This window comes from Flavobacterium plurextorum (assembly GCF_002217395.1).
GTDB lineage: Bacteria > Bacteroidota > Bacteroidia > Flavobacteriales > Flavobacteriaceae > Flavobacterium > Flavobacterium plurextorum.
Map to the genome: position 1 here is coordinate 1 of NZ_MUHD01000055.1, position 19,317 is coordinate 19,317.

Here is a 19,317-nt window from a genome sequence, read left to right on the forward strand (position 1 = left end):
GATTAGAGAATATCTTCATTTTTATATTCTTGAATTATAATATTTTTTCAGGTTTCAAGATAGAAAATACTACTTGAAAAACCATTCTTTTTTTTAAAATTATTGTAAGTTTAAAATTGAAAATCGAATTTAAACTAATTTATAGTCATAATTTTGTCAACGCTCCAAGCTTCTGGTTTGGCATTGAATAGTTTTTTTGTAAAACTCCAAACACTGCTAAAAAGTTCAGATTGCCGATAATTTTCTAAATCGCTTTCTGTTTCCCAATAACTATAGGTAAAAAAGATGCATTTATCGTTTTTATCTTGATACAATTCTAAAAAACGATTTCCTTCCGCATTGCGTATTTTGTCTTTTACAGATTCAAAATTCTCTAGAAAATCAGAGATTTTGTCTTCATGAAAACTCATTTTTACTATTCTGACAAACATGTATTCAATTTTAGATTGTTGTTTTTTAGATTGATTGAAAATATGAAAGCTTATAGGTGGGCAAAAATACCAAAAGAGATTGTTCTTTTTGAGATAAATACCTTTTAAGAAGAAAAATATTTTGTTGTTCTAAAATCTATTGTGCCAATATTTTTTTAATTTGGTTATAATTAAGTATGTCTTTAAAAAAAGTAAATACAGCCCTTCCATTCGGCTGAGTATTAATGAGTATTTTTTCTTTTTTTATTCTAATAATTGTAACGGTTTGACCTTGATCCAAAAAAGAAGTACTCGTATTAAACTTAATAATTCCACTGGTACTAGAATTAGCGATTAATTTCCATCCACTTTTTAATTCTAGTAACTTGCCAATTTCACTAGTAGACAAATCTTTATTAAAACTCAATTCTTTAAATTTTCTTTCACTTTCGATTCTATAAATTATATAAATGAAAAAAAATATACCAATAATGATTAAAAGTAATGCAGATTTGTCTTCATTAAATTCTTCTAAACCTGAATAAATAAGAATATAGGGGAAGAATAATATAAAATAATTCGAAATATATCCAAAATGAGAAATTGGCCATTTTAAATTATTAATGATATATTTTTTTTTAATTGAATCCATTTACTGTATTATCAATATTGTTTTTAACTTAAAAACTTAATGGTAATTACATCGCGATAATTCAATCCTAATAAACTATTTGCAGAACCTACTTTGGATGGATTGCTTCTAAAAATGGCTATTTCGAGAAATCCTGCTTCATTAAAAATAGCTAGTTTTTCGCCCTCATAGGTTTTAATAGGATATTTGTCTGAAGTTGCAATATTTGAATAATTGGGCAGAATTGTTTTGATGCTTTTTGGTTTCATAACGATTTCGTATGGACGTCCTCGTGAAACTTCTAAAAATTGTTTTTTTGAGATATTGGTAACCACATTTCCAAAATGATCAATATAAATAACATATCCTTTCAGCGTATTTCCATCAGCAGATACAATCGCCTGTAATTCGGTTACTTCTTTAACAGCAGGGATTTCTTTACCAATAACGTTTAGTAATCCGCCTTTTGCAATGTGGCAGGCAACTTGTATAAAAACGTCTAAATCAGTATATTCTGTAGGGAAACGATCATGAATATTAATAGCAACAATTTTTTGCGGAACGATTTTTTGCGTAAGCATGCTTAAAATTCCGTTATCAGCACAAATAAAGAAATGATCGTTCCATTGCATGGCTATATGCTGGTTTTCTTTGTTGCGTTCAATATCAACACCAATCAAATGAACGGTGCCTTTTGGAAAGCTTAAATACGACGCTCCAATTATATAACTTGCTTCGGCAGTGTTAAATGGATCAATATCGTGTGAAATGTCAATGATTTTTGCCTCAGAAAGCTCTGAAAGAATTTTACCCTTCAGCGAACCAACAAAGTGGTCTTTTAAGCCGTAATCAGTAGTAAGGGTAATTATTGACATCATTTTGTTTATAACTATTGGTAGTATTTAAATCTAATTTTCATTAAATTTGAGAAATGCAAATCTAAGAATAGTAAAAACAAATTGAAAGAAAGAAAAGACAAATTGTAATAAAATATATAGAGTTTCAATTTTCGGTTTCAGTTTTCAGTCTTTTAACAAAAAGTTATTTTAATTGGTACTTAAAAGTATAGATGCGGCTGAAAATCATAACATAAAAAATACCCGACAGCAATAGATTTACAAAACAAATTTATTTTTAATTTAAATTTATCTCCTTTGAACGAAAGAATTATCGAGCTAATAGACATCGCTCCAAAAGACTTTTGGGGCGCGCAGGATTCTCATCTTGAAATTATTAAAAAGTACTACCCAAAGCTTAAAATCGTAGCGCGAGGGACCACTTTGAAAGCCTTTGGCGAAAAAGAAGTTTTAGATGAATTCGAAAAGAGATTTCAGAGGCTTATGCTTCATTTTACTAGATACAACAACATTGATGATAATGTAATTGAGCGCGTAATTATGAGTGATGGTCAGGATGAAAAAAAAGCATACGATCATGACAAAATATTAGTTCACGGAGTTGGCGGTAAAATAATCAAAGCCATGACGCCAAATCAGCAATTGCTGGTGGATACGATCAAAAAAAATGATATGGTTTTTGCCATTGGTCCAGCAGGAACAGGTAAAACGTATACGGGTGTCGCAATGGCGGTAAAAGCACTTAAAGACAAAGAAGTAAAAAGGATAATTTTAACTCGTCCGGCGGTAGAAGCAGGTGAAAATCTTGGTTTTTTACCCGGAGACATGAAAGAAAAACTAGATCCTTACATGCAGCCGCTTTATGATGCTTTGCGCGATATGTTACCCAATGAAAAACTCGAAGATTACATTTTAAAAGGAATTATTCAGATTGCGCCTTTAGCTTTTATGCGCGGACGAACGCTTGATAATGCCTTTGTAATTTTAGACGAAGCGCAGAATACGACGCACTCACAAATGAAGATGTTTTTGACTCGTATGGGAAAAAACGCTAAGTTTATGATTACGGGAGACCCTGGACAGGTCGATTTACCACGACGCACTATTTCTGGTCTTAAAGAAGCGATTTTGGTTCTGAAAGATATTGACGGAATTGGAATTATTTATCTGGATGATAAAGATATCGTTCGCCACAGATTAGTGAAAAAAGTTATCGACGCTTACAAACAAATAGAAAATCACGATTAAGTTTAATTTTTGTGAAATGTTAAATGTAAATCGTAAAGTGTGTTTTAACATTTATTAATATTCGTTTTGTGCTTATTTCTTTTTGAAAGGTGCAAAACGAATATTTTTTTATAAATATTGGGAAGTAAATGAGTAATTCTATTGATATTAAATTTCAAAATCATTTTAAACTTTATGTTTTGTTAAAAGATAAAATAATCTTTGAGAGTGAATTGAATAAATCAAACATCAAATATTATATAGATATAGAAACACAAGCATTAAGTGATAATAGTATTAGATATTTTTTACTTGGCAAAGATCAAGAAGGAATTGATAATATTTTACTAAGTAAAAATATTATTGCTAGTACAGAGACTATAAATGTTAATGATTTTAGAGATGTTAAAAACTATTATAAAGTTTATTTTATTATAGCTTTATTAGTTATTACACTTACAATTTTAATAAGTTCAATTTAGCGATGAAACAACTTGACGATTTCTACCTAAACCAAGAAGAACCCATAAAAGGGATATTTCTAGCATTAAAAGAAATCATCTTAAAACAAGACCAAGATGTTACTCACGTTTTAAAATACGGAATGCCTTTTTTCTGTTATAAAGGAAAAATGTTCTGCTATTTATGGAAGCATAAAAAGAACAATCAACCTTATATTGGGATTGTAGAAGGAAAACATTTTGATGAACCTTTTTTACTTCAAGAAAAACGATCAAGAATGAAAATTATGATGCTTAATTCTGATGAAGATTTGCCTTTGGAGCAGATTGAATCAGTAATTCAAAGAGCTGTAAACTTATATAAATCTGGAATTATTAAAGTTTAAAATGCTTAATAAGTATTATTTAAGGAAATAGTTAAATAAATAATAAACTTGCTTTATTTTGGGCTTGAAAACCTTTTAAACTTTGTTCAGCTGAGCTTAAAGCTGTAAATTTGCACATCATAAATATTTGATTATTAATATGGCAAATCTTAAAAATATAAAAGTTGTAGTAAGTGATTTAGATGGAACTTTACTCAATCCTCAACACCGAATTTCAGATTATACGAAATCAATTTTTCAAGAACTTCACAACCAAAATTATCTTATTGTAGTTGCTACAGGGCGTCATCATCTTGATGCAATGGCAATTATCGAAACTCTTGAAGTTCCTGTTTATCTAGTAAGTTCAAATGGAGCTAGAATACATTCGCCAGAAAAGGAAGAACTTTTTGCTTTTGATTTAGAAAGTGATGTGGTTAAAGCCGCCTTAAATGTTGAAATTGATCCTGAAATTACAGTAGTTTTATTCAAAGAAAACGTTTGGCAGACCAATAGAGTAAATGAAAGATTAAATGCTTTTCAGGCTGAATTGAAATATCGTCCTGAATTAGTTGATTATAAAACTCTTGAAGATTTTAGCGCGATCAAAATTTTCTTTTCATGTGACAATCACGAAAAATTAGTGGCGTTAAAAGATGCAGTTTTGGCTAATTCTTCAGATAATCTTCATCATGCATTTAGCTTGCCAACATGTTTAGAGTTTATGGATAAGTCTGTAGATAAAGCAGTTGCAATCGAAAAAGTTCTAGAAAAAGAAGGTTTTACTTTAGATCAGGCTGTTGCATTTGGTGATGGTTTTAATGATGTACAAATGTTAGCTGCAGCGGGAAAAGGATTGATTATGGGAAATGCTCCAGCTTTATTAAAAGAAACTTTGCCAGATTTAGAAGTTATTAAAACAAATGCTGAAGATGGTGTTGCGAGATATATTTCGTCTAAAATTTTAGATAAAGAGTTTGCAATAAGTTAACAGCTAATAAATTAACGCTAAAAAGATATTGATTGATAATTAATTTTTAATTTTATGGAAACGTAATTTTTTCGCTTTCATTTAATTCTAACTTAAAACTTCGTCAATATGAATGATTTTTTAAAACAGCTTGAACGAAACTGTATTTCTGGCGCATTAGTTTTACTTCCGTTAATTGTTTTTATTGTAATTCTTCAGAAAGTTTGGGGCTTTTTTCAAAATTATGGAGAAAAGTTTGCCCATTTATTTCGATTAGATTTAATTTTTGGTGCAGTTGCCAGAGATGTCATCGGCGGATTGTTTTTAGTGATTGTGGTTTATTTCAGCGGTTATTTAATGCGCTTGACTTATTTGAAAAAGTTTACAAACTGGATTGATGATAAATTGATGATCTTTTTACCCGGTTATGAAAAGAATAAAAAACTGGCAGAAGAAAAATTAAAATCAAAAGTAAAAAAGGCAAGTACCAATCAGCCAATTTTATTGAAATATGGCGATTACTGGCAGCCAGCTTATTTAATTGAAGAAAATGCAGAAGGGAATGCAGTAGTTTTTGTTCCAACTGCACCATCTAAAGATATTGGTCAAATATATATTGTTAGTTTAGAACATGTAAAAAAGCTGTCTGAAACTACGCTGGGAAATCTTGATGCTTCTATAAAATCATTAGGAAAAGGAATTTTGAATTTTAAATAACAACTTTCAATAAAAATGAAATCCCTGAATATTTGTTCAGGGATTTTTTATTGAGATTTCTCAAAAAGTAAATTTTATTGCATTTATTGATTTATCTCTTTCTTTTGATGGTGTAACTCTCTGAAATAATTTTAAATTTGCATTCATAAAAAACAATACAACTAAGGATAATGAGTAATACAATCACAACCACAAATTTTAATTTTCCGAATCAGAAATCAGTTTACCGCGGAAAAGTTAGGGAAGTTTATAATATAAATGATGAGCTTTTAGTAATGGTAGCAACCGATAGACTTTCGGCATTTGATGTGGTTTTACCAAAAGGGATTCCGTACAAAGGTCAAATTTTGAATCAAATTGCTACAAAATTTATGGAGCTTACTGCAGATATTGTTCCAAATTGGTTAATTGCAACTCCAGATCCAAATGTAGCTGTTGGACATTTATGCGAACCTTTTAAAGTTGAAATGGTTATTCGTGGTTATGTTTCTGGTCATGCTGCACGTGAATATGCTGCAGGAAGAAGACAAATTTGCGGCGTAACTATGGCGGAAGGTTTGAAAGAAAATGACAAATTTCCTGAGCCAATTATTACACCAACTACAAAAGCGGATAACGGTTCTCATGATGAAGATATTTCTCGTGAAGATATTTTATCAAAAGGAATTGTTTCTGAAGAGGATTATTTGGTTTTAGAAAAATATACAAGAGCTTTATTTCAAAGAGGAACTGAAATTGCTGCTTCTCGTGGTTTGATTTTAGTAGATACAAAATACGAATTCGGAAAAACAAAAGATGGTGTTATTGTTTTAATTGATGAAATTCATACTCCAGATTCTTCTCGCTATTTCTATGCTGAAGGATATCAGGAAAGACAAGATAAAGGGGAGGAGCAAAAACAATTATCTAAAGAGTTTGTTCGCCGCTGGTTGATTGAAAATGGTTTTCAAGGACAGGAAGGACAACAGATTCCTGATATGAATGAGGCATATATTGCATCAGTTTCTGAAAGATATATTGAGTTATATGAGAATATTTTAGGCGAAAAATTCGTTAAAGCTGATATTGATAATATTGATCAGCGTATTAATAAAAATGTATTAGATTACCTAAGTAATAAATAATAGTAAAGGGTTTTATTTTATTTTTAAACCGAATACTTTTTATAAATAAAAATGCCTTGCTGATTTATATAATCGCAAGGCATTTTTTATATTTTGATAGAATTGATTTCTATGAAATCAAATTGAGATTTTATTTTTGTTCCATTTGGTCTTTTAAATTTTCAAGACCTTTTTGAAGATCGTTTCCAATCATTTGATCCATTTTCATCATTGGCAGCATTATATTCATAGGAAAAGGAATAACACCGTTGACTCCCCATTTTACTTTTGTTTGGTTTCCTGCCAAACTTTCGGTTGACATAAAACCATTGGCGGTGTCATTCATTGGCTCTTTAAAGCGAAGTGCAAAATCAAGACGTGAGTTTGGAGTAATTTTGGTTATTTCCTGTTCTCCAATACCAACTTCTTTAACTTTACTTTCCCATGCTGAAATCGCACCAACAGTTCCATCAACACCTTTAAAAGTTGATTTCATTTTTGGGTCAATGTTTGCCCAGACGCTAAACTGGTTTTGATTTTTTAGATATTTCACATAATTAAAAACGGAATCAACAGGTTTGTTGATGGTAATTTCTCTTTCGACCGCATAAGTTTTTGGCATAAAGTAGGCCGCAATTAGTACAATAGAAAAAACTAAAATTAAGATAACCAGAATTTTTTTGATAAGTCCCATAATCTTTGGTTTAGATGGTTAATTACTTTTTTGAAAATTAGTTAAATATTTCGCATTAATGATTGTAAAGTTATAAAAGTAAAGCGCTGTTTTTTAATGCGTTTAATTTTTTTTGAAGATTTTTTTTATAAAATTTCATTTTTACTGTAACATTTTTGTAATCTCTGCGTCTATATAAGTATAGGCGAAAAAGTTTAATAACAATTAGATTAAATTTATAAGCCTTTCATTAAGTGAATGTTAGTAATTTGTTAAAACATATTACCTTGTAATACATAATACACAAAAATACTTACATTTACATAGAATTTAAAAATCATCATTATCAATCAATTAACAACAATCATCATGAAAAAATCAGTAATTTATTTAGGAGCAGCTTTAATAGCTTTTGGAAATGTCGCTATGGCATCAAACCACAAATCAGTTGTGAAAGAAAACATCGAATTTTCAACTTACCACATGACTCCATTAACCGTTGCAGTTGGCAAAGGTGATTTGGAAACCGTTAAAAAATTTATCGAATATGGTGCAGATGTAAATCAAAAATCACCAGAAGATATGACACCATTAATGATTGCAGCACGTTATAACAAAGTTGAAATCATGAAAGTTTTATTAGCAAATGGAGCTCGTGTAAACGAAAAAAATGATAAAGGATATACTGCATTAAAGTATGCTGAATTATCAAATGCGGCAGATGCTATCGCTATTTTGAAAGATGCAAAATAAGCATTTATTCTAAAAGTTTAAAAGAGTTTGAGTTAGTAAAAACGACCTTCCTGAGCAAGAGGTCGTTTTTTTTTGTATAGAAATCAAAAAAGCATCATTAAAAATGATGCTTTTTCTTTTCGAACCTATTTAATTAACCACTAATTAATTTAAAAAACGTTATTCAATGGGCGCATGTTTTCTGCGATTGAAAATCCAGAATAGAATAGGGAAGACTAACAATGTTAAAATTGTTGCAGTAACTAATCCTCCAATAATTACAATCGCAAGCGGTTTTTGAGATTCAGATCCAATTCCAGTTGAGATTGCGGCCGGCATTAAACCAATTGATGCCATTAATGCTGTCATAATTACTGCTCTTGTTCGTGCTTTTACTCCTCTAAAAATGGACTCTTCGAGCGAGAATTTTGCCTTGATATTATGATGAAATTCAGATATTAAAATAACGCCATTCTGAATACAGATTCCGAGTAAGGCAATAAATCCAACTCCAGCAGAAATTCCGAAATTCATACCTGTAATATGCAAAGCGATAATTCCTCCAATTACGGCAAAGGGAACATTTGCTAATACAAGCAGTGAGTCTTTAAGATTTCCAAACAAAATAAACAACAGAACGAAAATTCCAATTAAACTTATTGGGACAACCTGCGCTAAACGTGCACTTGCACGAACTTGATTTTCAAATTCGCCTGTCCAGCCAGTTGTATAACCTGTGGGCATTTTTACTTCGGCTACTTTCTTTTGTGCTTCTGCAATTGTACTTCCTAAATCTCGATCTCGAACAGAAAATTTTACTCCTATAAAACGCTTTGTATTGTCTCTATAGATAAACGCAGGTCCTGTAATGGTTTTAATATCACAGATTTCTTTCAGCGGAATTTTTACGCCGTTTATAGTTGGAACTTTTAATTCGGCCAAGTCTTCTTCGTCTTTACGATATTCTTTAGAAAAACGAACTCTAACGTCAAATTTCTTTTCGTCTTCATATTTTTCTGTTGCCGTTTTTCCTCCAAAAGCTAATTCTAAAACAGCTTGGGCATCGCTTAAAGTTACTCCGTAAGCCGCCATTTTTTCACGATCTAAAACTACACTTATTTCTGGCTGACCTACATTTCGCAGGATTCCAACATCTTTGATTCCTGGAATGTCTTTAATTTTTGCTAAAACCTGATTAGAAAGTTCGTCAAGTTTATCTAAATCATCTCCATAAATTTTCACCGCATTTGAAGCTTTAAATCCTGCAACAGATTCTGCGACATTGTCAATAACAGGCTGCGAATAATTATAGGTAATTCCTTGGTGAACTTTTAACTTTTCATCCATTTCATTAATTAAATCGTCCATCGTTATTTTTCGTTTCCATTCTGCTTTTGGTTTTAAATCAACTTGAAGCTGAATAAATCCAAAACCGTTAGGGTCTGTTCCGTCATTACTTCGACCAGTTTGTGACAGTACTTTTTTAACTTCAGGAAAGGTTTCTAAATCTTTTCGAATCATTGCGGCAGTTTTCACACTTTCGGGTAATGATGTACTCATTGGTAATTCGGCAGTTACCCATAAAGCACCCTCATTTAATTGAGGTAGAAATTCAGTTCCTAAAAAAGTAGCTGAAAAAAATGTGGCTGCAATAATTCCTAGTGAGATAACTATTGTTTTTACTTTATGTTTAAATGTCCATGCAAATCCTTTACCTACAATTCTATCCCAAAAGTTCACAAACGGATTATTCTTTTCTTTTACATTTTTGTTCAGTAGAATATGAGATAATACAGGAACTAAAGTCAGCGTGAAAAGTAATGCGCCCATTAAAGCAAAACCTAAAGTATAGGCTAGGGGAGAGAACATTTTTCCTTCTACTTTCTGGAAAGAGAATATTGGAAGTAAAGCTGTAATAATTATTAATTTGGAGAAAAAGATGGCTTTACCCATTTCAGTTCCCGTTTTCTTAATAATACTTCCTTTTGCAATTTTATTATACGCTGTCATTCCTAATTGATGCGCACGGTGGTCTAACACTACAAACAATCCCTCAACCATTACCACCGCACCATCAATAATTATCCCGAAATCGACCGCTCCCAAACTCAGAAGATTGGCACTCATTCCCATCATTTTTAGACATAAAAAGGCAAATAATAGGGAAAGCGGAATTACAATTGAAACTGTAAAAGTTGTTCGCCAGTCGGCCATAAAAAGAAACACAACACAAGTAACGAGAATGATTCCTTCAAATAAATTATGCATTACCGTTTCGGTAGTGAAATTCATTAAATTATCACGATCATAGAAAGTTTCTATCTTTATATCTTTAGGAAGTACATTTTCATTTAAATCCTTTATTTTATCTTTAATTAATGCTAATGTTTCTTGTGCATTTTCGCCTTTTCGCATTACCACAATACCTTCAACAGCATCATCATTTTTGCCAATACCAGTTTGACCAACTCTAGGCATCGCACTTTCGTAAACTGATGCAACATTTTTTACCAAAATAGGATTTCCTCCAGCATCGTCAACAATTATGTTTTCGATATCAGAAATTGATTTTAGTAAACCAACACCTCGAACAACAAAAGCTTGTCCGTTTTTTTCAATAATATCACCTCCAACATTCAAGTTTCCTGCATTTACAGCATTGTAAACCTGAAGCGGTGTAATGTTGTATTTGGCAAGTTTTATAGGATCAACACCAACTTCATACGTTTTATCTTGACCTCCAAAAACATTTAAATCGGCAACACCTGGAACTGCACGCAATTGTTTATCAATTACCCAGTTTTGGTAGGTTAATAATTCACGGCTGTCTCTGCTGTCGCTTTTTACAATATATCTAAAAATTTCTCCGGTTGGTCCATATGGAGGTTGAACATCTGGCTCAACATCATCTGGAAGTTTTACATTTTTAAGCAGATTGTTTACTTGAAAACGAGCAAAAGTATCATCAACACCATCATCAAAAATAATTTTGATAACAGATAAACCAAACATTGTAATACTTCGGACACTAGTTTTTTTCTGTACCGAGTTCATTGAAATTTCGATTGGAGAAGTAACAAAACGTTCAACTTCTTCGGCGCTTTTTCCATTCCACTGTGTGATGATGATAATCTGTGTATTGGTCACATCAGGAAAAGCATCAATTGGCATGTTCTTGAAGGAAATAAATCCTGCAACGGCTAGTACTCCCACCCAAAAAAAGGTAAATGCTTTGTTCTTAAGGGAAAAAGCAATAATATTTCTTATGAATTTGTTCATTTTAAAAAGTATTTTTAATGATGGATTTTTATTTTTTAATTATGATGCTTTCATTTTAAGCATAAATGTTTTTATTCTATAATTTAGAACTCGGTATGAAAACGTAATGCTAAAAATTGAACAGGACCTCTGTCTTTATTATAAGCTGGATTCATTGCAAATTGATAATCTGGCGAAAGAGTTATATGAGTATTAGGAATTAAAAAAGAGTAGAAAACTTCAATAATCTGTTCAATTCCGTAGTTCAAAGTTCCGTCACCAATCATAAATCCATTACCTCCAAGTTTTTGATATTCTTCATGCGGATTAGATAATCCATTAGCAACTATCGCAATACCCGCAAAATCATCAGGTCGGTTCCACATTTTTCCTTTTAAGTTAATACCTAGTTGTGCCGACTTATCGATTTCGGTAAATGCCCAAGTTTCATTTTTACCGTCATTATAACTCATTCTGGCAAAAAGTCCCCAGTTATCTCCATGAGTATAATCCATGTTTAAACCGATTCCGTATTTCGTTCGCCCATTTTTTCTGGTACTTTTAATATCAGGTATTGTTGTAAAATTTGAATTAGCTTCATTATAATTCCCCATTCCTGCTACATTTCTAAATCCTAATAATTTAATGGTACTTGTATCATTATTTTTAAAAACGATTTGTTTCTCAAGTTCTATGTTTACAGCATTTGAATCTTTAAAATTAAATTCAACATTTGGTCCATTAGCGTAGGTTGGCAACGCACTTAAAGAAGCTCTTATCTGCCAGCTGTCAAATTGATAATTGGCATATAATCCATCTGTATATCCTCGAGTGTTCGCTGCATAATCCCAAGCACCATGAGTCATAAGTGACCAGTTTAAAAATTGAGTTCTAGGATCATGCGAATAGATATTGTTATCGAAATAATCTGCTAGTCCAAACTTTCCAAAAACCAATTGCAGGGATTTGTTGTTTTTGAACTGAAACTTTTGTTCTAAAAGCATTCTAGCTACATAAACAACGGGTTTAGTATCTCCAATTCTAAAAGTTTCACCGTTTGGAAAGCCGCCTAATCCTCTAGCTTGCGATAAACCTTGTCCTCCAGACATTTCTGGATTAAAAGTTGCCGTAGCGCCTTTCCATAACGGAAGATCAAAATATAAAGTTGATGTTAAAGATAAAGCACTCTCTTCTTTTGGATTCATACTATTTGTTCCTGAATAATCGGCGTGAAAATCTGGATGATATTGATATATTGATGTCATTTGAAATTTCAGACTATATTTTCGAATCGAATCTGTTTCTTGTGAAAATGAAAATGCTGAAATAAGCAATGTTGCGAAGCTCAATATGTCTACAGATTTTCCCATTTCATTAATCGTTTAGTGCACGATAAATAAACAATTGATTATTAGTAATGACTTTTTCATTCTCTTTCAGACCTTTTGAAATGTAAGTTATATCTCCTACAACTCTAAAAACATCTACTTGTCTAGTTTCAATATTATGACGATCCTTGAATATCATTACAAAGTTTTTACTTTTATCAAAAACAATGGCATCGCTTGGAATTGCTATCATAGATTTATCTTCATTGAAAGATAATTTTATGTTTGCATTCATATCAGGTTTTAGTAAAAACCCTGGATTTTGAAGTTTTATTCGTGCTTGCATTGCCTTAGTCTGTGGATCAATTACATTGAATATTTTATCTACTTTACCCTTAAAAACTTTATCAGGATAACTTAAAGTTGTTACACTGGCATCGATACCTAATTTTACTTTATTAATATCGATCTCGTTGATATTTGCCATTGCCCAAACTTCACTAATTTCTGCAATGTCGAAAATGTTCTCAGAGCGGTCAGATCTTAAAAGCATATCTTGATTGATGCTTTTTTGAATAATAAACCCACTAATTGGAGCTGTTACTTCGTAAATTGAACCTGCTTTTATGTTGTAGATTTTATAAGTTTCTTGGATTTTACTTAATTGTGACTGCGCTTTGTTAACTTCTGATTTTGCTTGAAGTACATCGCTTTCAGAGTTTAATTTCCCGTCAAATAATTCTTGTGCCACCTTTAAATTGTTTTTTGCAACTAGTAAATCGCTTTTAGCATCTATAGATTGCTTTTCAAAATCAGCTACATCAGTACTTTTTATAATAGCTAAAACTTGTCCTTTATGTACATAGTCACCAAGTTCTACATTAACTTTGATTACATTACCGCCAACAAGCGGGTAGACGTCTATCATTTTATTATTGTCGGCGGTGATTTTTCCATAAAAGCTTAATTCATTTTTTACAATTTGAGTTGTTGCAGTTGCAGTACTTGTAGTTTTAAGCATGCTGTCACTTAGTGCAAATGAAGAATTTGTTTGAGGATTTTCTACTTCCTTTTTGCAGCTTGTCAGCATTAAACTTACAATTGCAATTCCTATAATTAGTGTATGTTTCATTATTATTTAGTTTTAGAATAAATCCTTGTTGATTGTACTGTTTAATTCTTCTCCAGATAAGGCTAGTTTTTTCTTCAATTCGTTAACCTGAATATTTGCTTGATTGTAGCTTTCCATAAAATCGGTAAACTCTAATAAGCTGATATTTCTTTTTTGGAAATTGGCTAAAATTCCGTTGTAAACTGCTTCAAAATCGGAGTTAACTGTAGGTTTAATCACCGTATAATTTTTTCTAGATTCATTCCATTTATTCCAAGCAGATGTAATTTCAGTTTGCAGTTGTAAATCAAAATTTTGTTTTTCTACTTTTGACTGTGCTAGAATGGTTTGCGCGTATTTAATGTTTCCTTTGTTTTTGTTCCAAAGCGGGAGTGGAATTCCAATTGATAGATTTGCTTCTTTTTCAAAAGCGCCGCTTCGTTGATCATAGTTTGCACCCAAAGTGATGTCAGGTATAGAAAGCGATTTTTGCCATTTTACGTTTAATTCATTTGCTTCGATTTCCTTTTGCTGTGCTAAATAATCAGGACGATTTGCAATTGCTTCATCTTGAAAAGATTTTAAATCAAATGGTATCGTTTTTAAGTATTTATTGAAATCATCTTTTGAAACATTTGGAATTATTGTTTCTGTTTCATTTAATAACAGTTTTAAGTTCGCCTGCTCTTCAATACTATTATTTACAACTTCCATTCTCTCATTCTTGAAGTTTAAATAAAGTGATTGTAAACGAACAAGATCTTTTAGTGCAATATTTCCTTTTTGTACTTGTACAGAATATGAATTGATTAAGTCTTCAATATGTGCAAGCTGATTATCTGTAGTTTCAAGACTTTTTGTATTGTAATAAACTGTATAGAAACTTTTTCGGAGCTGCAGCTTTAATGTCCGCAGCAAATCATTGAATTGAAGTTCTGCTAATTGTTCATTAGTTTTTGCCAGTTTTACTTCGTTGCGTTTTTTCCCGCCTAAGTAAATCAGCTGTTCTATACCAAATGCTTTTTGACCATCTTTTCCTATATCAAAATACTGATTCCTTTCAGGATTATAAGCGTTTAATTCGGCTGTAATAGTTGGATTGTCCCAAATTTTTGCCTGAATGGTCAGTGCTTTCGAGGCATCGATATTATATTGAGATGCCAATAAAAAAAGGTTCTTTTTAAGAAATTGGCTTTCACAGTCTTGAAGAGTAACTGTTTTCTGAGCCACAATTACTTGATTGAAGAATGCAAGTAACAGCAATGCATATAGTTTTTTCATTGTATCAAATTTATTTTATACAAATATGCTATCAGTAGACTTTAAGACACCTTAAAATCTACCTTAAAAATACCTTAAAATAAATTACTAATGAAAAAATAATTGAAATAAATTTGTGTTTTCGTTTGTAACACTGTAAGTTATGCTTGATTGGTGTAGGTTTAAGATACGGTTTACAATGCGTAAACCAAGTCCAAATCCTGTTGTTCCCTTTGAATTTTCCCCGCGCATGAAGGGTTGAAAAAGATTGTTCTGCTCATTCTCCGTCAGCGTTTTTCCAGTGTTTGAAATCGAAATAACTAGAGAATCGTTTTCTGTACTTATTTTTACTTTTGCCTGTTTGTTATCCGAATAAACGCAGGCATTTTTTAAAACATTACTTATCGCAATCTCTAAAAGGTTTTTATTTCCTTTAATTTCAAGAGCAGAATCTAAGTTTTCGCTTTCTTCCATTTCAAAAAGAATAACAAAGTCAGGGAAGCTTTTATTTAGATTTTCAATTGCCGAAAACAAAATTTCATCTAAGCGATGAGTTTCACTATTTTCCTGATTTTTGACATCAATTTTAGAAAGAGTAAGTAATGAAGTAATTAACTCTGTCAGTTGATTTACATCTGATAAAATTGTTTTTAAGAAGCTTTTGTTTTCAGGAGTTGTTTTAGGATCTGCAACTACATTTTCTATTTGAGATGTAATTCTAGATAACGGAGTCCTGAGCTCATGCGATGCGTGTGCAGTGAACTCTTTTTGTTTTTGATAAGAAACTTCAATTCGATCCATCATGAAATTAAATTCATTGGCAATTAGATCAATTTCGTTTTTATTACTTTTTGATTTTATACGAGTATCGAGATTGTTCTCGTTGATGTTTTTTATTTTTTGATGAAATAAACCTAACGGATTCATTGCTTTTTTAACCATAAAAGAGGTTAGTACCCAGCAAAGACAAGTAAAGAAGATATAAGATATAACTAAGGTATATCGTAAAAAAAGTAATTTACGTTTGCCGTAATCATCTGTTGCTGATATTAGAGCATAAAAATCTTTATCTTTAGTATCATAGAAAACGCCGTATACTTCGTAGTCTCCTTGTTGTTTAAAGAAGGTTTTATGTTTTTTAAGGTATTTTAAATCATCGACAGACCAATTAATTTTAGCGTCATCAATACTGCTGTAAATGAGTTTAAATTGCGAATCAAATACCAGTGTCTTTTCGTCATACAGTTTATTTATAGAATTTTGATCGATCATTTTTAAAAGCTGATCATCAACTTCTTTAACATTGACCAATAACTTAATGTTCGAAAGCGCTTTAATTTCTAAGCGATCTCTAAATTCTTCTTTTCTAAAGTTAGAATATAAAACAAATATCACAGTTGAAGCCAATCCAAAAAGGATTGTAAACAGCAAGCTTACTAAAAGTGATATTCTGTTTTTTAAAGTCATTCTTGATTGCTTAAATAATATCCGTAGCCAATTTTAGTTCGAATAAGTTTTACTTCATGATCCTTATCGATTTTCTTACGAAGAAAATTGATGTAAACTTCAATCGTGTTTTGATTCGTTTCTATATGATAATCCCATAGTTTTTCGGCAATAAATTGTTTTGACAGCACTTTTCCTTTAGCATGAGCTAAAATTAGTATCAGATTAAATTCTTTAGGAGTCAGCTTAATTTCTTCTCCAGCGCGAAATACTTTCATTTCTTCTTCTTGAATTTCTAAATCTTCAACAAGAATTCTTTGTTCTGTTTGCTGTGGAATTTCTTTTCGTCTTAATAAAGAGGAAATTCTCGCGTACAATTCTTCAAAATGAAAAGGTTTTACTAGATAATCATCAGCACCATTGTCAAAAGAAGCTAGCTTATCTTCGATTTCACTAAATGCTGTAAGCATTATTATTGGTATTTTTTTATCAACCTCTCGAATACCTTTGCAAACCTCAATTCCATTTGTTCCTGGAACATTTATATCTAAAATGATTAAATCATATTCGTAAGGAAAGTATTTTTTAAGGAGCAAAGTCCCGTCGTAGAATGGAAAACACTCGATTTTTTTTGTGGCGAAAAATGCTGAAATCTCTTTAGATAAAGTAAAATCGTCTTCGAGTAGTAAAATTTTCATGGTATTTTTTAAGTATTAGTCAATTTGGCTGTTCTTAAAGCAGCCAAATTGACACTTTAGTAGACTCTCTTATTTAAAATAAGAAAAAGTTTCATTGTTTTCAATCTTCAATATTGAAGCGTAAATCAGCTGAATTACATTTTCTACATCTTCTCTGTGCACCATTTCTACAGTTGTATGCATATAACGTAAAGGCAACGAGATTAATGCAGATGCTACACCGCCGTTACTATATGCAAATGCATCAGTATCCGTTCCTGTAGCTCTTGAAGTTGCATGACGTTGAAAAGGAATTTTACATTCCTCCGCCGTATCAACAATTAAATCACGTAATTTATTTTGAACTGCCGGAGCGTAGGCAATAACAGGACCTTTCCCCATTTTTAGATCTCCTTCAACTTTTTTATCAATCATTGGAGTAGTAGTATCATGGCAAACATCAGTTACAATTGCAACATTTGGTTTAATAGTCTGAGCAATCATTTCAGCACCGCGTAAACCAATTTCTTCCTGAACAGAATTTACAATATACAGTCCAAAAGGAAGTGTCTTTTTGTTTTCATGCAATAAACGAGCAACTTCGGCGATCATAAAACCACCCATTCTATTGTCGATTGCTCTACAAACGAATTTATTTTCGTTCAGAATCATAAATTCGTCAGGATACGTTATTACGCAGCCAACATGTACGCCCATTGCTTCGACTTCTTCTTTTGTTTCACAGCCTAAGTCGATAAAAATGTTGCTTAATTTTGGAACTTCTTCCTTGTCTCGTAAACGTGTATGAATTGCCGGCCAGCCAAAAACACCTTTTACAATTCCTTTTTTAGTATGAATGTTAACTCTTTTCGATGGTGCGATTTGATGATCAGAGCCGCCGTTTCTAATAACATATAATAAACCATCATCAGTAATGTAATTTACATACCATGAAATTTCATCAGCATGTCCTTCAATGACAACTTTAAAAGGAGCGTCAGGATTAATAACTCCAACAGCTGTGCCGTATGTATCAGTTATAAAAGTGTCAACATATGGTTTTAAATAATTCATCCAAAGTTTTTGTCCTTCACTTTCGTAACCCGTCGGAGAAGCATTATTTAGATAACTTTCTAAGAAAGAAAGAGAGGTATCATTTAAGATAGATTTTGTACTCATAAAAATATTTTTGCGCTAATTTATAAATTTGGTATTAGAGTTGTGTATAAATATATAATTTTACATTTAAATTAAGACTCTATGAGATTTACCTGCAGTATTTTATTTTTATTAATGATTTCGTTTTCCAGTATTGCACAAGTTACTCCGAAAGAAAATCAGGAAATAGGTTATATATTAACCGAGAAAGATTCTATTCTTAACGACACAATACAACTGCCTGAAATTATTGTTTCAAAAGGTCAAAAATTAAGCCCCGAAGAACAAAAGCAATTTCAGATTCTTCAGAATAGAGTTTATAAAGTTTACCCATATGCAAAATTAGCTTCAGATAGGCTGACTGCATTAAATAAAGGTATGGCGCGATTGAATAGTAATCGCGAAAAGAAAAAGTATTTCAAGATCGTTGAGGATTATCTTAATAATGAGTTTGAAGACAGGTTAAAGAAGTTGTCTAGAAAGCAAGGTCAGATTCTTGTAAAATTGATTCATCGCCAAACAGGAATAACAACATATGAACTAATAAAAACTTTAAAAAGCGGTTTCAAAGCGTTTGTGTCGAATACAACAGCGAATTTATTCGATATAAGTCTGAAAACCGAGTATAAGCCATATGAAGTAAATGAAGACTATCTAATCGAAACAATTCTGGTTCGTGCTTTTGAATCTGGACGTTTACTGAATCAAACTCCTGCTAATCCTGTAGATTATGATAATTTGATGGAGCATTGGGAAGCGAAAGCAAAAGCAATCAATAAAAAGTAATGCTATAATATATAGTTGTAATAACCCGATAGATTCTCAGAATCTGTCGGGTTTGTTTTTTATACATATATATGTATAAGATTGCTATTATATATAAGTAAGGTGTAGTGTTGTGTTTTGTAAATTGAAAATGCTGCTGTACTATAA

General features: G+C 31.5%; 19 protein-coding genes. 8 read left to right on the forward strand and 11 right to left on the reverse strand.

Going from position 1 to position 19,317, the window contains the following annotated elements; translation table 11 throughout:
* Positions 1 to 134: 134 nt before the first annotated feature.
* From B0A81_RS21155 to B0A81_RS21165, 3 genes are all read right to left on the reverse strand, one after another.
* The gene (locus tag B0A81_RS21155; RefSeq protein ID WP_089059857.1) at positions 135 to 431 is read right to left on the reverse strand and encodes a putative quinol monooxygenase; all 297 of its coding nucleotides are present in this window, start codon (positions 429 to 431) and stop codon (positions 135 to 137) included.
* 136 nt (positions 432 to 567) lie between these two features.
* Positions 568 to 1,062, reverse strand: coding sequence for a hypothetical protein (locus tag B0A81_RS21160; protein WP_089059858.1), 495 nt, complete (start codon positions 1,060 to 1,062; stop codon positions 568 to 570).
* Between the two features lie 23 nt (positions 1,063 to 1,085).
* On the reverse strand, positions 1,086 to 1,916 hold the full coding sequence (locus B0A81_RS21165; RefSeq protein ID WP_089059859.1) for an SAM hydrolase/SAM-dependent halogenase family protein: 831 nt from the start codon (positions 1,914 to 1,916) through the stop codon (positions 1,086 to 1,088).
* A gap of 279 nt (positions 1,917 to 2,195) precedes the next feature.
* Here B0A81_RS21165 and B0A81_RS21170 point away from each other — a divergent pair, with 279 nt between their 5' ends.
* From B0A81_RS21170 to B0A81_RS21195, 6 genes are all read left to right on the forward strand, one after another.
* Positions 2,196 to 3,146, forward strand: a complete 951-nt coding sequence (locus tag B0A81_RS21170; RefSeq protein WP_089055972.1) for a PhoH family protein — start codon at positions 2,196 to 2,198, stop codon at positions 3,144 to 3,146.
* Between the two features lie 128 nt (positions 3,147 to 3,274).
* Complete coding sequence (locus tag B0A81_RS21175) at positions 3,275 to 3,607, forward strand: hypothetical protein (protein ID WP_089059860.1); 333 nt, start codon at positions 3,275 to 3,277, stop codon at positions 3,605 to 3,607.
* A gap of 2 nt (positions 3,608 to 3,609) precedes the next feature.
* Positions 3,610 to 3,972 carry a DUF1801 domain-containing protein gene (locus B0A81_RS21180; protein WP_089059861.1) on the forward strand — a complete coding sequence of 121 codons (363 nt, stop codon included), beginning with the start codon at positions 3,610 to 3,612 and terminating at the stop codon, positions 3,970 to 3,972.
* 139 nt (positions 3,973 to 4,111) lie between these two features.
* Positions 4,112 to 4,942 (forward strand): Cof-type HAD-IIB family hydrolase, encoded by an 831-nt coding sequence (locus B0A81_RS21185; RefSeq protein ID WP_089059862.1) that lies wholly within the window; start codon positions 4,112 to 4,114, stop codon positions 4,940 to 4,942.
* A gap of 108 nt (positions 4,943 to 5,050) precedes the next feature.
* Positions 5,051 to 5,638 (forward strand): DUF502 domain-containing protein, encoded by a 588-nt coding sequence (locus B0A81_RS21190; RefSeq protein WP_089059863.1) that lies wholly within the window; start codon positions 5,051 to 5,053, stop codon positions 5,636 to 5,638.
* Between the two features lie 170 nt (positions 5,639 to 5,808).
* Positions 5,809 to 6,762 (forward strand): phosphoribosylaminoimidazolesuccinocarboxamide synthase, encoded by a 954-nt coding sequence (locus tag B0A81_RS21195; RefSeq protein ID WP_089059864.1) that lies wholly within the window; start codon positions 5,809 to 5,811, stop codon positions 6,760 to 6,762.
* 130 nt (positions 6,763 to 6,892) lie between these two features.
* Here the strand turns inward: B0A81_RS21195 and B0A81_RS21200 are convergent, their stop codons facing one another.
* Complete coding sequence (locus B0A81_RS21200) at positions 6,893 to 7,435, reverse strand: SRPBCC family protein (protein ID WP_089059865.1); 543 nt, start codon at positions 7,433 to 7,435, stop codon at positions 6,893 to 6,895.
* Positions 7,436 to 7,783: 348 nt separating this feature from the next.
* On the opposite strand from B0A81_RS21200, the gene B0A81_RS21205 reads away from it, so the two are divergent.
* Positions 7,784 to 8,167 (forward strand): ankyrin repeat domain-containing protein, encoded by a 384-nt coding sequence (locus B0A81_RS21205; protein WP_089059866.1) that lies wholly within the window; start codon positions 7,784 to 7,786, stop codon positions 8,165 to 8,167.
* A gap of 159 nt (positions 8,168 to 8,326) precedes the next feature.
* Here the strand turns inward: B0A81_RS21205 and B0A81_RS21210 are convergent, their stop codons facing one another.
* The 7 genes from B0A81_RS21210 to B0A81_RS21240 all read right to left on the reverse strand — a co-directional run bounded on the left by B0A81_RS21210 (position 8,327) and on the right by B0A81_RS21240 (position 18,405).
* Positions 8,327 to 11,425: an efflux RND transporter permease subunit gene (locus B0A81_RS21210; RefSeq protein ID WP_089059867.1), complete on the reverse strand. Its 3,099-nt coding sequence runs from the start codon at positions 11,423 to 11,425 to the stop codon at positions 8,327 to 8,329.
* Positions 11,426 to 11,508: 83 nt separating this feature from the next.
* Complete coding sequence (locus B0A81_RS21215; protein ID WP_089059868.1) at positions 11,509 to 12,774, reverse strand: carbohydrate porin; 1,266 nt, start codon at positions 12,772 to 12,774, stop codon at positions 11,509 to 11,511.
* Between the two features lie 4 nt (positions 12,775 to 12,778).
* Positions 12,779 to 13,864, reverse strand: a complete 1,086-nt coding sequence (locus B0A81_RS21220; protein WP_089059869.1) for an efflux RND transporter periplasmic adaptor subunit — start codon at positions 13,862 to 13,864, stop codon at positions 12,779 to 12,781.
* Between the two features lie 12 nt (positions 13,865 to 13,876).
* Entirely contained in the window at positions 13,877 to 15,124 is a 1,248-nt protein-coding gene (locus B0A81_RS21225) for a TolC family protein (protein WP_089059870.1), read from the reverse strand.
* A gap of 87 nt (positions 15,125 to 15,211) precedes the next feature.
* Complete coding sequence (locus B0A81_RS21230; RefSeq protein ID WP_089059871.1) at positions 15,212 to 16,570, reverse strand: sensor histidine kinase; 1,359 nt, start codon at positions 16,568 to 16,570, stop codon at positions 15,212 to 15,214.
* Positions 16,567 to 17,247, reverse strand: a complete 681-nt coding sequence (locus tag B0A81_RS21235; protein ID WP_089059872.1) for a response regulator transcription factor — start codon at positions 17,245 to 17,247, stop codon at positions 16,567 to 16,569. Before B0A81_RS21235 ends, B0A81_RS21230 begins: the two co-directional genes overlap by 4 nt.
* A gap of 69 nt (positions 17,248 to 17,316) precedes the next feature.
* Positions 17,317 to 18,405, reverse strand: a complete 1,089-nt coding sequence (locus tag B0A81_RS21240; RefSeq protein WP_089059873.1) for a M42 family metallopeptidase — start codon at positions 18,403 to 18,405, stop codon at positions 17,317 to 17,319.
* A gap of 81 nt (positions 18,406 to 18,486) precedes the next feature.
* Between B0A81_RS21240 and B0A81_RS21245 the strand changes: the two genes are divergently transcribed.
* Entirely contained in the window at positions 18,487 to 19,170 is a 684-nt protein-coding gene (locus tag B0A81_RS21245) for a DUF4294 domain-containing protein (protein ID WP_089059874.1), read from the forward strand.
* Positions 19,171 to 19,317 lie beyond the last annotated feature (147 nt).